The sequence below is a fragment of the Streptomyces sp. NBC_01190 genome (assembly GCF_045039895.1).
Classification (GTDB): Bacteria; Actinomycetota; Actinomycetes; order Streptomycetales; family Streptomycetaceae; genus Actinacidiphila.
Map to the genome: position 1 here is coordinate 4,054,260 of NZ_CP108580.1, position 17,379 is coordinate 4,071,638.

The 17,379-nt window shown below is 72.1% G+C and carries 12 protein-coding genes and 2 tRNA genes; 10 read left to right on the forward strand and 4 right to left on the reverse strand.

Translation table 11 applies throughout. From position 1 onward, the window contains the following. The first annotated feature begins 51 nt into the window (after nt 1-51). The 7 genes from gyrB to OG519_RS16910 all read left to right on the forward strand — a co-directional run bounded on the left by gyrB (nt 52) and on the right by OG519_RS16910 (nt 9,260). The gene (gene gyrB / locus OG519_RS16880) at nt 52-2,052 is read left to right on the forward strand and encodes a DNA topoisomerase (ATP-hydrolyzing) subunit B (RefSeq protein ID WP_405584180.1); all 2,001 of its coding nucleotides are present in this window, start codon (nt 52-54) and stop codon (nt 2,050-2,052) included. 78 nt (nt 2,053-2,130) lie between these two features. Further along, nucleotides 2,131-4,770, forward strand: a complete 2,640-nt coding sequence (gene gyrA / locus OG519_RS16885) for a DNA gyrase subunit A (protein ID WP_405584183.1) — start codon at nt 2,131-2,133, stop codon at nt 4,768-4,770. Between the two features lie 39 nt (nt 4,771-4,809). Further along, complete coding sequence (locus OG519_RS16890) at nt 4,810-5,484, forward strand: DUF3566 domain-containing protein (protein ID WP_405592783.1); 675 nt, start codon at nt 4,810-4,812, stop codon at nt 5,482-5,484. A gap of 48 nt (nt 5,485-5,532) precedes the next feature. Next, nucleotides 5,533-5,606: transfer RNA gene (locus tag OG519_RS16895), tRNA-Ile, on the forward strand. Nucleotides 5,607-5,851: 245 nt separating this feature from the next. Continuing rightward, on the forward strand, nt 5,852-5,995 hold the full coding sequence (locus OG519_RS16900; RefSeq protein WP_405584184.1) for a DLW-39 family protein: 144 nt from the start codon (nt 5,852-5,854) through the stop codon (nt 5,993-5,995). A gap of 362 nt (nt 5,996-6,357) precedes the next feature. Further along, nucleotides 6,358-7,878, forward strand: coding sequence for a hypothetical protein (locus tag OG519_RS16905; protein WP_405584187.1), 1,521 nt, complete (start codon nt 6,358-6,360; stop codon nt 7,876-7,878). Then, the gene (locus OG519_RS16910; RefSeq protein WP_405584190.1) at nt 7,875-9,260 is read left to right on the forward strand and encodes a hypothetical protein; all 1,386 of its coding nucleotides are present in this window, start codon (nt 7,875-7,877) and stop codon (nt 9,258-9,260) included. Before OG519_RS16905 ends, OG519_RS16910 begins: the two co-directional genes overlap by 4 nt. Before the next feature lie 172 nt (nt 9,261-9,432). Here OG519_RS16910 and OG519_RS16915 read toward each other — a convergent pair whose 3' ends face one another. Beyond that, nucleotides 9,433-10,842 (reverse strand): protein kinase domain-containing protein, encoded by a 1,410-nt coding sequence (locus tag OG519_RS16915; RefSeq protein WP_405584193.1) that lies wholly within the window; start codon nt 10,840-10,842, stop codon nt 9,433-9,435. 36 nt (nt 10,843-10,878) lie between these two features. Further along, nucleotides 10,879-11,439, reverse strand: a complete 561-nt coding sequence (locus OG519_RS16920) for a helix-turn-helix domain-containing protein (protein WP_405584195.1) — start codon at nt 11,437-11,439, stop codon at nt 10,879-10,881. 311 nt (nt 11,440-11,750) lie between these two features. Between OG519_RS16920 and OG519_RS16925 the strand changes: the two genes are divergently transcribed. After that, nucleotides 11,751-11,823, forward strand: a tRNA-Ala gene (locus OG519_RS16925). Between the two features lie 766 nt (nt 11,824-12,589). Then, complete coding sequence (locus tag OG519_RS16930) at nt 12,590-12,979, forward strand: hypothetical protein (protein WP_405584197.1); 390 nt, start codon at nt 12,590-12,592, stop codon at nt 12,977-12,979. A gap of 235 nt (nt 12,980-13,214) precedes the next feature. Here OG519_RS16930 and OG519_RS16935 read toward each other — a convergent pair whose 3' ends face one another. Next, the gene (locus tag OG519_RS16935) at nt 13,215-13,730 is read right to left on the reverse strand and encodes a hypothetical protein (protein ID WP_405584200.1); all 516 of its coding nucleotides are present in this window, start codon (nt 13,728-13,730) and stop codon (nt 13,215-13,217) included. 516 nt (nt 13,731-14,246) lie between these two features. On the opposite strand from OG519_RS16935, the gene OG519_RS16940 reads away from it, so the two are divergent. Further along, nucleotides 14,247-15,404, forward strand: coding sequence for a lactonase family protein (locus tag OG519_RS16940; RefSeq protein WP_405584202.1), 1,158 nt, complete (start codon nt 14,247-14,249; stop codon nt 15,402-15,404). An 80-nt stretch (nt 15,405-15,484) separates the two neighbouring features. On the opposite strand, the gene OG519_RS16945 is transcribed toward OG519_RS16940, so the two are convergent. Then, nucleotides 15,485-17,278 carry a beta strand repeat-containing protein gene (locus OG519_RS16945; RefSeq protein ID WP_405584205.1) on the reverse strand — a complete coding sequence of 598 codons (1,794 nt, stop codon included), beginning with the start codon at nt 17,276-17,278 and terminating at the stop codon, nt 15,485-15,487. Nucleotides 17,279-17,379: the final 101 nt, after the last annotated feature.

Here is a 17,379-nt window from a genome sequence, read left to right on the forward strand (position 1 = left end):
CAGCGGAACCTGTCGAACGACGCAGCCGATCCCGTCCGCGGGAGCCGGCTCGTGCTGTGCCAGAAAGGGCGCTTCGTGGCCGATTCCGGCAACCCCAACGAGAACTCCAACAAGTCCTACAACGCCAGCGCGATCACCGTGCTCGAAGGACTCGACGCGGTGCGCAAGCGCCCCGGTATGTACATCGGCTCGACCGGTGAACGGGGCCTGCACCACCTCGTGTACGAGGTCGTCGACAACTCCGTCGACGAGGCGCTGGCCGGTCACGCGGACTCCATCGACGTGACGATCCTGCCCGACGGCGGGGTCCGCGTGGTGGACAACGGCCGCGGTATCCCGGTGGACATCGTCCCGTCGGAGGGGAAGCCCGCCGTCGAGGTGGTGCTCACCGTGCTGCACGCCGGCGGCAAGTTCGGCGGTGGCGGCTACGCGGTCTCCGGCGGTCTGCACGGCGTCGGCGTCTCGGTGGTCAACGCGCTGTCCGCCCGGGTCGCGGTGGAGGTCCGCCGCGACGGCCACCGCTGGACGCAGGACTACAAGCTGGGTGTGCCGACGGCGCCGCTGGCGCGCAACGAGGAGACCGAGGAGACGGGCACCACCGTCACCTTCTGGTCTGACGCGGACATCTTCGAGACCACGGACTACTCCTTCGAGACGCTGTCCCGGCGCTTCCAGGAGATGGCGTTCCTCAACAAGGGCCTGCGGATCTCGCTCACCGACGAGCGCGCCGACCGGCTGGACGAGAACGGCAAGCCGCTGCACGCGGAGTACCGCTACGACGGCGGCATCGTCGACTTCGTGAAGTACCTCAACTCGCGCAAGGGCGAGCTGATCCACCCCACCGTCATCGACATCGAGGCGGAGGACAAGGAGCGGCTGCTCTCGGTGGAGGTGGCCATGCAGTGGAACACCCAGTACAGCGAGGGTGTCTACAGCTTCGCCAACACCATCCACACCCATGAGGGCGGCACCCACGAAGAGGGCTTCCGTGCGGCGCTGACCGGCCTGGTCAACCGCTACGCGCGGGACAAGAAGCTGCTCCGGGAGAAGGACGACAACCTCACCGGTGAGGACATCCGCGAGGGTCTGACCGCGATCATCTCGGTCAAGCTCGGCGAGCCGCAGTTCGAGGGCCAGACCAAGACCAAGCTCGGCAACACCGAGGCCAAGACGTTTGTGCAGAAGGTCGTGCACGAGCACCTGACCGACTGGCTGGACCGCAACCCCAACGAGGCGGCGGACATCATCCGCAAGTCGATCCAGGCGGCCACCGCCCGGGTCGCGGCCCGCAAGGCCCGGGACCTGACCCGGCGCAAGGGGCTGCTGGAGTCGGCGTCACTGCCCGGCAAGCTGAGCGACTGCCAGTCCAACGACCCGACGAAGTGCGAGATCTTCATCGTCGAGGGCGACTCGGCCGGCGGCTCGGCCAAGTCCGGCCGCAACCCGCAGTACCAGGCGATCCTCCCGATCCGCGGCAAGATCCTCAACGTGGAGAAGGCGCGGATCGACAAGATCCTGCAGAACACCGAGATCCAGGCGCTGATCTCCGCCTTCGGCACCGGCGTGCACGAGGACTTCGACATCGGCAAGCTCCGCTATCACAAGATCATCTTGATGGCGGACGCCGACGTCGACGGCCAGCACATCAACACCCTGCTGCTGACCTTCCTCTTCCGCTTCATGCGGCCGCTGGTCGAGGCCGGGCACGTCTACCTGTCCCGCCCGCCGCTCTACAAGATCAAGTGGGGCCGGGAGGACTGGGAGTACGCGTACTCCGACCGTGAGCGCGACGCCCTGGTCGTGCTGGGCAAGAACAGCGGCAAGCGGATCCGTGAGGACTCCATCCAGCGCTTCAAGGGCCTCGGCGAGATGAACGCCGAGGAGCTGCGGGTCACCACGATGGACATCGATCACCGCGTGCTCGGCAAGGTCACCCTGGACGACGCGGCGCAGGCCGACGACCTGTTCTCGGTGCTGATGGGCGAGGACGTGGAGGCACGGCGCACCTTCATCCAGCGCAATGCCAAGGACGTCCGCTTCCTGGACATCTGAGTCGGCCTGACTTTGGCCGCCACGGCTGCGTCAGCCGGGTGAGTCATGTGTGCCGTGTGAAAGGACTATCTGACAGCGATGGCCGACGAGTCTTCCAACCTTCCCGACGTCCCACCCGTACCCGACCTTCCCGAGTCCGAGATGGATCTGCGCAACGCCTCCGGCGGGCTGCGGATCGAGCCGGTCGGGCTCGAGACGGAGATGCAGCGCAGTTACCTCGACTACGCGATGTCCGTCATCGTCTCGCGCGCCCTGCCGGACGTGCGGGACGGCCTCAAGCCGGTGCACCGCCGGGTGCTCTTCGCGATGTACGACGGCGGCTACCGGCCGGAGAAGGGCTTCTACAAGTGCGCCCGCGTCGTCGGTGACGTGATGGGTACCTACCATCCGCACGGCGACTCCTCGATCTACGACGCGCTGGTCCGGCTGGCGCAGCCGTGGTCGATGCGGATGCCGCTGGTGGACTCCAACGGCAACTTCGGTTCACCGGGCAACGACCCGGCCGCCGCCATGCGGTACACCGAGTGCAAGATGATGCCGCTGTCCATGGAGATGGTCAGGGACATCGACGAGGAGACCGTCGACCACCAGGACAACTACGACGGCCGCAACCAGGAGCCGACGGTCCTGCCGGCCCGCTTCCCGAACCTGCTGATCAACGGCTCCGCCGGGATCGCGGTCGGGATGGCGACCAACATCCCGCCGCACAACCTGCGCGAGGTCGCCGACGGCGCCCAGTGGTTCCTGGCCAACCCGGAGGCGACCGCCGAGGAGCTGCTCGACGCGCTGATCGAGCGGATCAAGGGCCCCGACTTCCCGACCGGCGCCCTGGTGGTGGGCCGCAAGGGCATCGAGGAGGCCTACCGCACCGGCCGCGGCTCCATCACGATGCGGGCGATCGTCGAGGTCGAGGAGATCCAGAACCGGCAGTGCCTGGTCGTCACCGAGCTGCCGTACCAGGTCAACCCGGACAACCTGGCGCAGAAGATCGCCGACCTGGTGAAGGACGCCAAGATCGGCGGCATCGCGGACGTCCGCGACGAGACCTCCTCCCGTACCGGCCAGCGCCTGGTCATCGTGCTCAAGCGCGACGCGGTCGCCAAGGTGGTGCTGAACAACCTCTACAAGCACACCGACCTGCAGACCAACTTCGGCGCCAACATGCTGGCCCTGGTCGACGGGGTGCCGCGCACGCTGTCGCTCGACGCCTTCATCCGCAACTGGGTGGCGCACCAGGTCGAGGTCATCGTCCGGCGCACCCGCTTCCGGCTGCGCAAGGCCGAGGAGCGCGCCCACATCCTGCGCGGTCTGCTCAAGGCGCTCGACGCGATCGACGAGGTCATCGCGCTGATCCGGCGCAGCGACACGGTCGAGACCGCGCGCGAGGGCCTGATGGGCCTGCTCACGATCGACGAGATCCAGGCCAACGCGATCCTGGAGATGCAGCTCCGCCGGCTGGCCGCCCTGGAGCGGCAGAAGATCGTCGCCGAGCACGACGAGTTGCAGGCGAAGATCAACGAGTACAACGCGATCCTGGCCTCGCCCGAGCGGCAGCGGCAGATCATCAGCGAGGAGCTCCAGGCCATCGTCGACAAGTTCGGCGACGACCGGCGCAGCAAGCTGGTGCCCTTCGACGGCGACATGTCCATGGAGGACCTGATCGCCGAGGAGGACATCGTCGTCACGATCAGCCGCGGCGGCTACGTCAAGCGCACCAAGACCGAGGACTACCGGTCGCAGAAGCGCGGCGGCAAGGGCGTACGCGGCACGAAGCTGAAGCAGGACGACATCGTCGACCACTTCTTCGTCACCACCACCCATCAGTGGCTGCTGTTCTTCACCAACAAGGGCCGCGTCTACCGCGCCAAGGCATACGAGCTGCCCGACGCCGGGCGGGACGCGCGCGGTCAGCACGTCGCCAACCTGCTGGCCTTCCAGCCGGACGAGCGGATCGCGCAGATCCTCGCCATCAAGGACTACGAGGCGGCGCCGTATCTGGTGCTCGCCACCAAGTCCGGCCTGGTGAAGAAGACCTCGCTCAAGGACTACGACTCCCCGCGGGCCGGCGGCGTGATCGCCATCAACCTGCGGGACTCCGAGCCCGCCGAGAGCGGCATCAGCGGGTCCGACGAGCTGATCGGCGCCGAACTGGTGTCGGCCGACGACGATCTGCTGCTGGTCAGCCGGAAGGCGCAGTGCATCCGGTTCACCGCGACGGACGAGGCGCTGCGCCCGATGGGCCGGGCCACCTCCGGTGTTAAGGGCATGAGTTTCCGCGAGGGTGACGAACTCCTCTCCATGAATGTCGTGCGGGCAGGTACGTTCGTCTTCACAGCCACTGATGGCGGCTACGCCAAGCGGACCCGGGTCGACGAGTACCGGGTCCAGGGTCGCGGCGGACTCGGCATCAAGGCGGCGAAGATCGTGGAGGACCGCGGTTCGCTGGTCGGGGCGCTGGTGGTCGAGGAGACCGATGAAATCCTCGCCATCACCCTGAGCGGCGGCGTGATCCGGACACGGGTGAATGAGGTCAGGGAGACCGGCCGTGACACCATGGGCGTTCAACTGATCAATCTCGGTAAGCGCGACGCCGTCGTCGGCATCGCGCGCAACGCCGAGGCGGAGGATGATCCTGAGGTGGCCCTTGTGGTCGGCGAGGGAGAGCCCGACACTGCGGCCGAGGGTGACGTGCCCGCGGCCGGTGAACCGGAGGAGTAAGCCGTGAGTGGAGCCACGGGCGCCGCGGGTGGTGCCGGGATGACCGGAGGTGCCCCTGGCTCGTCCAACCTCAACGGCCCTCAAGAGGGGGGATACACCGTGACGGACACCCGTCAGCCGTCGCCGCATCAGCCGCCGTCGGCATACCCGCCGCCACCGCCGTCGGGGGCACCGGGTGCCCTTTCCGGCGGATCGGCCGGACCTGCCGGACCGACCGGCCCCGGCGGGCTCGGCGGACCTGGTGGGCTGGGCTCGTCCGGCGGACCCGGCACCCAGCCGGGATCGCCCACGGCGGCCGGGGTGCGCAGGCCGCGGCCCGCCGCCCGTACCGCGCCGCGCACCCGCAAGGCGCGGCTGCGGGTCTCGAAGGCGGACCCCTGGTCGGTGATGAAGGTGAGCTTCCTGCTCTCCATCGCGCTGGGCGTCTGCACGATCGTCGCGGTCGCGGTGTTGTGGATGGTGCTCGACACCATCGGCGTCTTCAGCACCGTCGGCTCGACGATCAGCGAGGCGACCACCTCGGAGCAGGGCGGCAGCGGCGGATTCGACCTGGTGTCCTTCCTGTCCCTGTCCCGGGTGATGACGTTCACCACGATCATCGCGGTCATAGACGTGGTGCTGGCCACCGCGCTGGCGACGCTCGGCGCCTTCATCTACAACCTCTCCGCGGGGTTCGTCGGCGGCGTCGAGCTGACCCTCGCGGAGGACGAGTAACCGATTTTGGGCCGTGGCCCTGTGTGCGCTAATCTTTCGATGCAGCGCGGGGCTATAGCTCAGACGGTTAGAGCGCTTCCCTGATAAGGAAGAGGCCCCAGGTTCAAGTCCTGGTAGCCCCACTCGCAGCGAGACCCCCGGCCGGAATGGCCGGGGGTCTTCGCGTTGTGCGGGAATGCCGGGAGTTGCCCGCGGTCATGGGGCGGTCGTCGGAGATCGCGGGCCGATCTGGTGTCGATCTCGGGGCGATCGCCGGTCGATGGCCGGTCGATCGCGGTAAGGGATGGTAGGTCACTGTTCGGTCTCGGCCGCGTTGTATAGTCGGGCGCGTCAGAAGCTGTCCCCAGTAGAAGGAGGAGGTCACGCCATGAAGAAGATTCTCCTGGTCGCACTGGCCGCCGTCGCCGGGCTGTTCGTGTACCGGCAGATCCAGGCGGACCGCGCCGAACAGGACCTGTGGACGGAAGCCACTGACGCGGTTCCGACGACGGGGTCCGGCGCGGACGTGTGAGAAGCCAGTCGGACGCATCGCGCCGCACCGGGAAGCGCTGAGAGGCGCTGAGGCGGTGTCAGGCGCGAGGGAGCGTCCCTGGGGCCCCGGCCGCACAGTGTGCGGTCGGGGCCCTTGTCGTTTTCCCGGCGCGGACGGCCGGTGGTGTGGGAACGTACGCGCGGGATCACCGGTGGCTACGGCTGTCGCTACGGCTATGGGTACGGCTATGGCTAGGCGTACGGCTGTGGCTCGGTCGCGGATGCGGCTCCGGGTGCGGTGCGGGTCGAGGGGATGGGACGTCCATGGCACGGAGACCACCGCCGGGGCGCGGCGGCGCCGGAACCGGGCGGACGCGACGGACACGGAAGATACGTAGGGCCGTGGGCACGGACCAGGGCGGCCGGGCCGGCCTCGGCGCCTCGCCAGGAGCAGGCGGCTTGCCAGGACCGGCCGACCCGTGGGGCCCGCTCGGCCCCACCCTGCACCGCTCCCGACCCTGCCGCCGCCCGCGCCCCCGCCTCCGCCTGCTGGCCCTGTTAACGCTGGCCGGCGCCGCACTCGCCGCCGGCCCCCAGGCCGCCGCCCTCGGCCACCCCGCCCACACCTCCCCGCCCGCCGCCGGCGACTACCGCTTCGAGGGCACCGGGACCAGCGGCGCCCCCCGGCCGGGCCAGGCCCCGCTGCTCGCCCCCGGTACTTACACCGACACCATCGACCCCGGTCAGACCCGCTGGTACGCCGTCCGGCTCGACGCCGTCTCCACCGCCGACCTCTCCGTCACCGCCGCCCCGCGCCCGGGCGCCGCCGCCGACTTCGGCGACGGCCTGGAGCTGAAGCTGATCACCACCGGCACGTACGGCTACACCTGCGCCAACCGATCCGCGCACTTCCAGCAGGACGAGGGCGCGATGAACCTGACCGGCGCGGTCAGCCGGATCCCCAGCGAGAAGCACGAGGGCGACTGCGACCGGGCCGGCCGCTATCTGCTCGCCGTCCACCGCACCGCCGCCGCCGGCTCCGACCCCGCCCGCTGGCCGGTCGAGTTGGTCTACGGCACCGAACCCCCGCTGCCGGCCGGCACCGTACCGGCCGCCGCGCGGACCGACTACGGCCCGCCGCCCGCCCCCGTCACCGGCGCCCCGAAGGACATCACCGGCGGCACCGGCTTCAACGACGCGACCCGGCTGGACACCGGGGTCTGGCGGGACCGGATAGGGCCGGGCCGGATCCGTTACTACAAGGTGCGGCTCGGCTGGGGCCAGCAGCTCACCTACAGCGCCGAGTTCGCCAACGACCCGGCGCTCGCGGACACCGCGTCCGGCGCCGACCCCACCTTCGTCGGCACCACCCTCTACGCACCCGGCCGGCTCCTCGTCCACGACGCCTCCGACGGCCGCGACAACCGCCTCTACGACGGCTCGCCGGTCTCCGTCGGCCTCGGTACGGTCCCGGTCACCTGGACCAACCGCTGGGTGGACGACAGCGCGGCGCACGAGGTACGTCAGGCGGGTGACTACTGGATCGCGGTCGGCCTCGGCCCGGGCACGCCCCACCTGCCGGCGGACACCGAGGTCGGCTTCGTCCTCCGGGTGCGGGTGAGCGGGCAGGAGCTCGCGGGGCCGCAGTACCGGGCGCCGGCGGTGGGTGGTCGGGCCGGCGCGGCCGGGAAGGGCGCCGCCGGCGGTTCGACCGGTACGCCCGCTGCCGTGGGCAGCTCGGCCGGCGCCAAGGCGGCGGACGCCGGGGCCTCGGCTTCCGGCCCCGTCGGCGCCGAGGTCCGGGGGGTCACCGGCAAGGACTGGATCGCGGCGGGCGGCGGCGGGGCGGTGGCGCTCGCCGGGCTCGCCGTGGCGGCGCTGGTACGGCGGATACGGACCCGTACGGACAGGGGCGGCATATGAGGCGGACGGCGTTCACCGTAGCGGCGACGACGGCGGCCGTGCTGGCGCTGGCGGCGCTCCAGGGGCAGGCGGTGGCGGACGGCGCGGCCACCACCTCGCCCGGCCCGGTCACCTCCGCCACGCGGGCCGCCCCCGCGGCATGGCAGCTCCAGGGCAAGCCGCTGGCCGGCGCCGCCACCACCGCCGACGCCCCCGCGATGGCCCCCGCCGTCACGTACCGCGACACGATCGCCCCCGGCCAGACCAAGTTCTACGGCATCGCGCTCGACGCCGCCTCCTCCGCCTACGCCTCGGCGTTCGCCGTGCCCGCGCCCGGTGCGCGGGTCTCCTACGGCGACGGCGTCGAACTCGAACTGCTCAGCGCCGACGGCTCCCGGTGCGACAGCCAGAACGCCCACTTCGGGGACGAGGGCGACGCCCGGCCGATCGGCACCGCCGTCTCCCGGCTGATCGGCGTGGGCTCCTCCTGCCAGGACGCCAACCAGTACACCCTCCAGGTGCACCGGACCAGCGACGCCACCTCCGACCCCGGCCCCTGGCCGCTGGAGCTGCGCTACGTACGGGAACCGCCGCTCAAGTCCGGCGCCGGGACCCCGCCGGACCTCGGCGCCGCGCCGGGCGCGACCGGCACCGCCTCGCCGACGCCGCTCACCACCGGCACCACCCGGCAGGCCGAGGGCGGCACCGGCTTCGAGACGGCGGCGGCCGTCAAGACGGGCATCTGGCAGGGCCGGGTGCTGCCGGGCGAGACCCGCTTCTACAAGATCCCGGTCGACTGGGGCCAACGGGCAACCGTCTTCGCCGACTTCTCCAGCGCCCGGATCACCGACAGCTCCGTCTACATCGGCTCCGGGGTGCGGCTCGCCGTCTACAGCCCGGTCCGGGAGTTCGTCGACGGCGACGCCAAGGCGTACCAGGGCGCCCCCGCTTCGATCGGCGAACAGCTCGCGCCCGTCGCGTACGCCAACCGCGCGGCCGACGACGAGCAGGTCGCGCGGGTCCGTTACGCGGGCTGGTACTACCTCGCGGTCTCCGTGCACCCGGACGTGGCGAAGGCGGTGAGCGGCGCGGTGCCGGTCACCTTGCGGATCGACGTCAGCGGGGACGCGCGGCCGGCGCCCGCCTACGCCGGTGACCCGGGGGCGGCCGGGATCGGCGTGCACGCGCGCGATCTGTCCGCCGCCAACGGGACGGCGGCGGGGGCCGGTCCGCCGGCCGAGAGCCCGCTGCGGGTCTTCGCCTTCGGGGCGATGGGCGCGGGCACGGTGCTGCTGCTCGTGCTGGGTGCGTGGTACGTGACGGCGGGGTGGCGGCGGCCGGGCCGGGGGACAGCCGACGCGGTGCCGCCGGGGTCGGGGCTCGGGGGGCGGCGGGCGGGGTGAGGGTTATGGGAGCTGGCGGGGGCTTGTGATGGGCGGCGGTTGGGCCGTTGGATCGTCGGCTTTTCGGGCCTTCGGCTTTTCGGGCCTTCGGTTCGGGCAGCCGGCTCGTCGGCCCCTGTCGGCTCCGGTCGGCTCCGGTCGGCTCCAGCCGGCTCCCGTCAGCCTCGTCGGCTCAGGAGGCGAGCAGCGCGGCGATGCCGACCGCGAAGCAGATCAGGGCCAGGACGAGCAGCGGGACGGCCACCTTCGCCGGTGGGCCCGCTGTGCGCCGGGCGGCGGGGGCCACGGGGTCGGCCGCGAGGAGCGGCAGGGTGGGCGGGGGCGCGGCGAGGGGGGGCTGGGCCGCCGGGGTCTGCCCTGGGTCCAGCGGCGCCGGCAGCGGATGGGGCTGGGACGGGCTCTGCGGCTGCGGTTCGGCCGGCCCGGCGTTCGCCCCGCCAACGGACAGCGGCGTCTGCGGCGGGTGCGCGTGCCCGGCCGGGGATGCGGCGGCGGCCGACTGCGGCGGTGATTCCGGCTGCGCCTCCGGCAGGGGCAGGGCATGCGGCTCCGGGTCTGCCCTGGTCCTGGTGTGCGTCAGCGGCTCGTACGCCGGGAGCGGCGCCGCGTGCCGGCCCTTGGAGCGCGGGGGTGCGGGCCGGGGCGGGTGCGGCGCGCGATCGCCGGCCGGGGCCGTCGACGGGGACCGGGGCGCCGCCGCCACCAGCGGACCCTGCGGGCCGAAGCCCTCCGGCAGCGGCCCCACCTGGTCGAAGACCTCCACCGGCTCCTCGCCCGCCGGGGGTTCGGAAAGCAGTTCCGCGGCGGCGGCCAGGGCCTTGCGGGCGCCGGTCGCGGTACGGAACCTGGCGTGCGGGTCCGGTTGCAGCAGCGCCCCGATGACCTGCCAGAGCGGCTCGGGTACGCCCACCGGCGCCGACGGCGTACCCACCGCGAGAAAACGTTCCTTGATCGCCTCCGCGTCCGGTTTCTGGCCGCCGAGCAGATAGAGGGCGACCAGCCCGACCGCGTAGAGATCGGCGGGGAAGTCGGGTTCGCTGCCGATGAGTTGCTCGGGTGCGAAGTAGCCGGGGGTGCCGACCACGTAGTCGGTCTCGGTGAGCCGCGCGTCCCCCGTGCGCATGGCGATCCCGAAATCCCCGAGGCGTATGTGCGGGGTGCCGGTGCCGGTCGCCTCCAGCAGGATGTTCGCCGGCTTGATGTCCCGGTGGACGACGCCCTCGGCGTGCACCGCGGACAGCCCGGCCAGCAACTGGTCGAGCAGCACCACCACATAGCGCGGCGGCAGCGGGCCGTAGTCGCCCACCAGGTGCGCGAGCGAACCGCCGCACACCAGGTCCATGGTGAACAGCACCTTGTCGTCGTCCGCGGCCCAGCTCGCCGGGGCCAGCACATGCGGGTGGTCGATCCGCATCGCCTGCTCGCGGACGAACCGCAACAGCGCGTGGGCGTCCCGCTGCTGGAGCACCTTGGCCGCGACGTAGCGGCGCCGCCGGTGGTCCCAGGAGCGCCAGACCGCGCCGACCCCGCCCCGCCCGATCGGGTCCACCAGCTCGTAGCGGCCCGCGAAGACCTCGCCCATGGTGTGCCGTCCGCCCCCTCAGCCGTTCGGGTCCGTTCAGTCCTGGTGCGCTTCGTAGTGCGCGACGGCGTCGCCCGTGCGGCCGGCGCCGTACACACGGAGGAACTCTGCCAGGTGCGGGTAGCCGGGCGCGAGGGCGTCCGCCGCGCCCTCGATCTCGTCGGCCGACGCCATCGACCGCAGCACCGTCTGGATCCCCCGCACCACCTGCCGAGGCGGCGCGGGCGCCCCGGCCCCCGCCACCGCGGTGGAATGCGTCGTACTCAGCACCGATGTCCCCGCGGACTCCCGGATCTCGGCCATCCGCGCGGCCGCCTCCAGCGCCTCGGTCTGGCCCCCGGCCACCTCGGCCGCCAGCTCCTGGAGCGCCTGGAGCCGCTGCACCACCGCCGGATTGCCGATCTTCGCCCGCTGCCCGCTCATCAACTGCGACAACATCGGCGCCGACAGCCCCAGCACACCGGCGAGCCGCACCTGATTGAGCCCGAGGTCCCCGATGAGCCGCCGGAACAGATCCCCCAACGGCTCCCCGTACCACCCCCGCTGCAACTCCCTGGCTCCTACCCCCCGCCCACCGGCCCCCGCCCCGCCGCTCACCCCGCCCACCTCCGCCCCGGTTGCTGCCCCACCAGGCCCCGCCCCATCCGCCAGCTCACCCGTCGGCCCGCCCGACCCGGCGCCGACTGCCGGCCCACCGGGCCTCGCCCCACCCGACGCCGCCCCGCCGCTCGGGCCACCGAACCCCGTCCTCGGCTCACCAGGCCCCGCCCCGACCGCTGGCCCGGCCTCCGGCCCACCCGACCCCTCCATCAACCCTCCCGTTTGCGACTGCGAAATCGCAAACCATCCTATGGACCCCCATCCCCGCTCCACCCCCACCCCACGACCCGCTACGCTTTACTCCACGCGGGGCCTTAGCTCAGCTGGTAGAGCGCTGCCTTTGCAAGGCAGATGTCAGGAGTTCGAATCTCCTAGGCTCCACAGTGTTTGTGCAGGTCAGTGGCCCCTTCACCCAGTGCGGGTGAGGGGGCCGTTGGCGTCCGGTACGCATTCCGTACACATCAGGCCGGAGCCCGGCTCCAGCGCCTGGCCGCGTCACCGGCAGTCGGGTGAGACCTGTCGTCCGGAGAGAGACAGCCTGCGCCGCTGTCGGTCGATCACGGTGACGACCACCGTGGCCCGGCAGGCGTGCGACCTCGGGCACGGCGGCGAGGCCGTGGCGCTGGCTCGCGTCGCCCTGGACCGCACCCGCACGCGACGCGACGCGCGGCTGTCGGCGCTCCTGCACGCTCGGGTCGCTCTCGGTCATTCCCTGGGCGGAGAACGCTCGCGCACCGGCCAGTCGCTGCACCGCGCGGAGCAGGCTCTCGACCGAGCCCCCACAACGACCACGCCGTGGATCGCCTTCTGCGGTCCGGCCGAACTGGCCGGGCAGGCGGCGCTGTGCGACTACAACCTGGGCCGGTTCGGGGACGCCGCCGAACGCGACGTGGACGCACTCATCCTCCTGCCCGTGGGGTTCGGCCGGGAACAGCTTCGCCACGCAGGTCTCGCTTGCCCGCAATTGCCTCGCTGCCGGTTGCCAGGAAGAAGCACTCCAGGCCGGAGAGCGCGCACTCGACCTTCTGCCGACCGTCCAGAGCCCTCGCTGGGCGGCGCACCTGGCGGACTTCGCCCAGGCCGTGCGGCAGCCTGGGGCATCCCCCGCCGCCGCTGACTTCGGGGAGCGATACCGGGCCGCGATCCGATGAACGCGCCGCAGGTCCTGACCGTCACCCACCGCACGCCGGCCGAATTCTCCTGCCTCCGGCAGCAACTCCTCGACGTCTACGCCGAGGTGTACGCGCACGAGGCGCGGACCGACCCCTTCTTCTCCCTGCCGCGCTTCACCGCCCGCCTCGACGGACACGCCCGTCACCCCGGCTGGGCCTGCGCGGTCGGCTTGATCGGTGACGAGATCGTCGGTTACGCCTACGGGCGCCCCGATTCCGAGGACGAGTGGCGGACCATGACCAGGGTCACCAGCCCGGCTGTACATGACTACGGCGTCGGCGAAACCATGTTCGGCCTGTGCGAGATCATGGTCAGGAAGCCCTGGCGAGGCGCCGGGATCGCCCGCACCCCCACGACGAGTTGATGCGCGCCCGCCCCGAACCCCGCGCGCCTCACTCCTGGTCGAACGCACCCACCCCCGTGTCCGCGCCACCTACGAACGCTGGGGCTACGAAGCGGTAGCAACGGCCCAGCCCTTCCCCGGCTCACCCGTCTACGACGCGATGGTCCTCGACCTCACCGCACTGACCGTTGAGTGAAACGGACGACGATGTCGGGCGGTCGTCGGCTCGCCATCCGCCTCCCGCCGGGGCGGCTACCTACGGGTTGGGGTGGTGGGGCGGGAGGGAGGTGGGGCGGGTGGTGAGGGTGGGGGCGAGGTCGGTCAGGGGGTGGAAGGAGAGGTCGCCGAGGGGGCCGTGGCCGGAGGCTTGGAGGTGGTGGAGGGGGGTGGGGTCCGCGCGGAGCAACCAGGTTTCGGGGGGAAGGCGGGTGAGGGTGGCGGGGGTGGGGTGCCCGTCGATGTCGACCGTGACCGCGTCGGGTGAGGCGGTCAGCAGTGCGGCGGGTGTGTCGGGGGTGAAGTCCTGGCCCGGCAGGTCCCGCCAGGTGGTGACCCGGATATGCGGCTGGTCGGGGTCCCAGGAGCCGTAGATGAGGGTCACCGTTTGGAGGGAGCCGCCCACGGTGTGGGCCTCGCCCAGGGCGCAGGGGGCGAGCCATGGGGAGCGCAACTGGTACATCGGGTCCGGGCTCGCCCGGAATGACCGCATCAGGCGTTCCAGGTTCTCTTCTCGACGCTTCCGTACGTCCTCACCGGAGCCACCGCGATCCATGGCTTCAGTCTGGCAGCCGGGCGTGATCGTCGGCGGGGGTTCGGCGGGGAGCGGGCCACCTGATAGGGCAGGGCCGTGCGCTACGGCCGGCCACCGACTACCGCCGGGCCACTCGCCACCCGCCACCCGCCACCCGCCTCCGCCGGGCCACCCGCGACCCGCCTCCGCCGGGCCACCCGCGACCGCCGGGCCCCTCGCTACGGCCGGCAGACGGACAAACGGCTCGGCAGACCCACAAACGGCCGGGTGGCCCGACAAACGGCGCCGGATACGGGCGTCGCCCCCGGCGGGTGGCCGCTTCTTACGGAACCGGGACGTCGGGGTGATACGCGGCATTCGTCCGGGCCGACCCGTACGACGCGGGCTAGCGTGAAACCCGTCCGGCAGCGCGTCAGCGCCGAGAACTTCCCAGCTCGCACGGGGAGTTGACGGCCATTTCGGCCTGCCCGGACGCGCCGGATCCCGCTCCATCTCGCCGGATCCCGCCCGATCCCGCCCCCGTCAAGGAGCCGCACCATGACCGTCCACACACTCCGTATCGCCGCGGTCGGCGCCGCGGTGGCCGCCGCGGCCACCCTGTTCGCCGGTCCCGCCGCCTTCGCCAACTCCTACGCCCCGCGCCATGCCGACCCGGCGCGTACGGACAGCGGCGCGGTGTTCGTCCAGAGCGACAACACCGCCGCGAACACCGTCGTCGCCTACCACCGCTCCGCCGAGGGCACCCTCACCAGGCGCGGGGTGTACGGGACCGGCGGGCGCGGCGGCGTACTGGAGGGCTCGGTAGTGGATCACCTGGCCGCGCAGGGATCGCTCGCCTACGACCGCGCGGCCGGGCTGCTCTACGCGGTCAACGCGGGAAGCGACACCCTCACCGTCTTCTCGGTGCACGGCGACCGCCTGCACTGGCGGCAGACCGTCCCCACCCGCGGCGACTTCCCGGTCAGCGTCACCTTCCACAACGACCGGGTATGGGTGCTCAACGCGCTGGGCGGCGGCTCCGTGCAGGGCTTCGTACGGGTCGGGCAGCGGCTGGCCGGCGTCGACTCCTGGCACCGCGGACTGGGCCTGGACCCCGATGCCGCACCGCAGTTCACCCACACCCCGGGCCAGATCTCCTTCACGCCCGACGGTTCGAAGCTGGTCGTCACCACCAAGGCGGGCGCCAACACCATCGACGTCTTCGCGCTTGACCACCGCGGCGCGCCCGCGGCGCACCCCGTGGTGACCGCCACCCCCGACGCCGTACCCTTCGGCTTCACCTTCGACCCGGCCGGCCGCCTCCAGGTCACCGAGGCGGGGCCGAACGCCGTCGAGACCTTCGCACTGCACCGCGACGGCACGCTCACCTCGCTCGGCCGGGTGGCCACCGGACAGAGTGCCACCTGCTGGATCGTGGCCACCGACAGCGGGGTCTACGCCTCCAACGCGGGCAGCGGCACCCTGTCCGGCTACCACGTCCGGCCCGACGGCACGCTCACCCCGCTCGGCGCGACCGCCACCGACCCCGGCACCGTCGACGTCGCCCTCTCCCCCGACGGCCGGAACCTCTACGCCCAGACCGGCGCGCAGGGCGTCGTCGACGAGTTCCGGGTCGGCCACGACGGCTCGCTGACCCAGATCGGGTCGGTCACCGTGCCGGGCGCGGTCGGCGGCGAGGGCATCACCGCGGGCTAGGTGGCACACGGGGGCGGGGCCGCCCGGACCCGTACGATCCGGACCCGGTGCGGCCCGCCGCCGATCGCGTCCGCCGCCGGTCAGATATCCGGCCCCGCCAGGCGGGTGAAGGTGAGGCCGCCAGTGGTGCCGCCGGGGGTGACGACGGTGACGGTGACCGGGCCCGCCGCCCCCGCGGGGGCGGTGGCGACGAGTTGGGTGTCGGAGACAGCGGTGAAGGGGGCGGGGACACCGCCGAAGAGCACCGCGGTGGCACCGGTCAGATTGGTCCCGGTGAGGGTCACGATGGTGCCCCCGGCTGCGGCGCCCTGGTTGGGGATCAGCGAAGTGAGGACAGGGCCCGCCACGTAGGTGTACGGGATGGCGTTGCTCGTACCGCCGACGGTGACCACGGTGATCGGGCTGGTCCCGGCCGATCCGGCGGGGGCGACCGCGTTGATCTGGGTGTTGGAGACGATGGTGAAGGTGGCCGGGGTGACACCGAAGTTGACCGCGGTCACCGTGAGGAGGTTGGTTCCGGTGAGGGTCACGGTGTTGCCGCCGGCCGTGGGCCCGGACGTGGGTGTCGCGCTGGTGAGCGTCGGTTGGGCGACGTAGAAGTAGAAGACGGTGCCGGGGGTCGTCCCGCCGGGGGTGGTCACGGTGACGGGGACCCCGCCGGCCACGCCTGCGGGGGCGGTGGCGGTGATCTGGGTGGGGGACAGCACCGTGAATGAGGTGGCGGGGGTGGCGCCGAAGGTGACGGCGGTGGCGCCGGTGAAGCCGTTGCCGGTGAGGGTGACGGTGTTTCCGCCGCCTACCGGTCCTTGCGCGGGGTTGACCGTGGTGATGACGGGGGCGGTGACGTAGGTGTAGGGGACGCTGTTGCTGGTGCCGCCCGGGGCGGTGACGGTGACGTTGACGGTTCCGGTGCCTGCGGGGGCGGTGGCGGTGATCTGGGTCGGCGAGACGACGGTGAATGAGGTGGCGGGGGTGGCGCCGAAGGTGACGGCGGTGGCGCCGGTGAAGCCGTTGCCGGTGAGGGTGACGGTGTTTCCGCCGCCTACCGGTCCTTGCGCGGGGTTGACCGTGGTGATGACGGGGGCGGTGACGTAGGTGTAGGGGACGCTGTTGCTGGTGCCGCCCGGGGCGGTGACGGTGACGTTGACGGTTCCGGTGCCTGCGGGGGCGGTGGCGGTGATCTGGGTCGGCGACACGACGGTGAATGAGGTGGCGGGGGTGGCGCCGAAGGTGACGGCGGTGGCGCCGGTGAAGCCGCTGCCGGTGAGGGTGACGGTGTTTCCGCCGCCTACCGGTCCTTGCGCGGGGTTGACCGTGGTGATGACGGGGGCGGTGACGTAGGTGTACGGGACGCCCGCGCTGGTGCCGCCCGGGGCGGTGACCGTGACGTTGACGGTTCCGGTGCCTGCGGGGGCGGTGGCGGTGATCTGGGTAGGTGACACCACGGTGAAGGCGACCGGCGTGGCTCCGAAGCGGACCGCCGTCGCGCCGGTGAAGCCACTGCCGGTCAGGGTGACGAGGTTGCCGCCCGCGGGCGGTCCCTGGCTCGGCGAGAGCGTGGTGATCACCGGGGTGGGGATCGAATAGGTGAAGCCGATGCCGTTGCTGACGCCACCGGTGGTGGTGACGACGATGGGGACGGTACCCGAGCCGGCAGGCGCGACCGCCGTGATCTTGGTCGAGGAGATCACGGTGAACGAGGTCGCGGGCACACCGGCGAAGGTGACCGAGGTGACGCCGGTGAAGCCGCTGCCGGTCAGGGTGACCGTGGTGCCCGCGAGTCCCGAGAAGGGTTGGCTCACGGTGATGAGGGGGGCCACCAGGGCAGCCAGTGGGCGGGTGGCGTTGGACGGTGGGTTCTCCGGGGTCTCCATGGCTGTTCTCCTCAGGGGAAAGGTCCTGCACCTGTGCCACCGCCGCCCGGACGGTCCCGGGCGGCGGTGGTCGATCGGGGCGGGTGCGTCCCGCCGGGAGC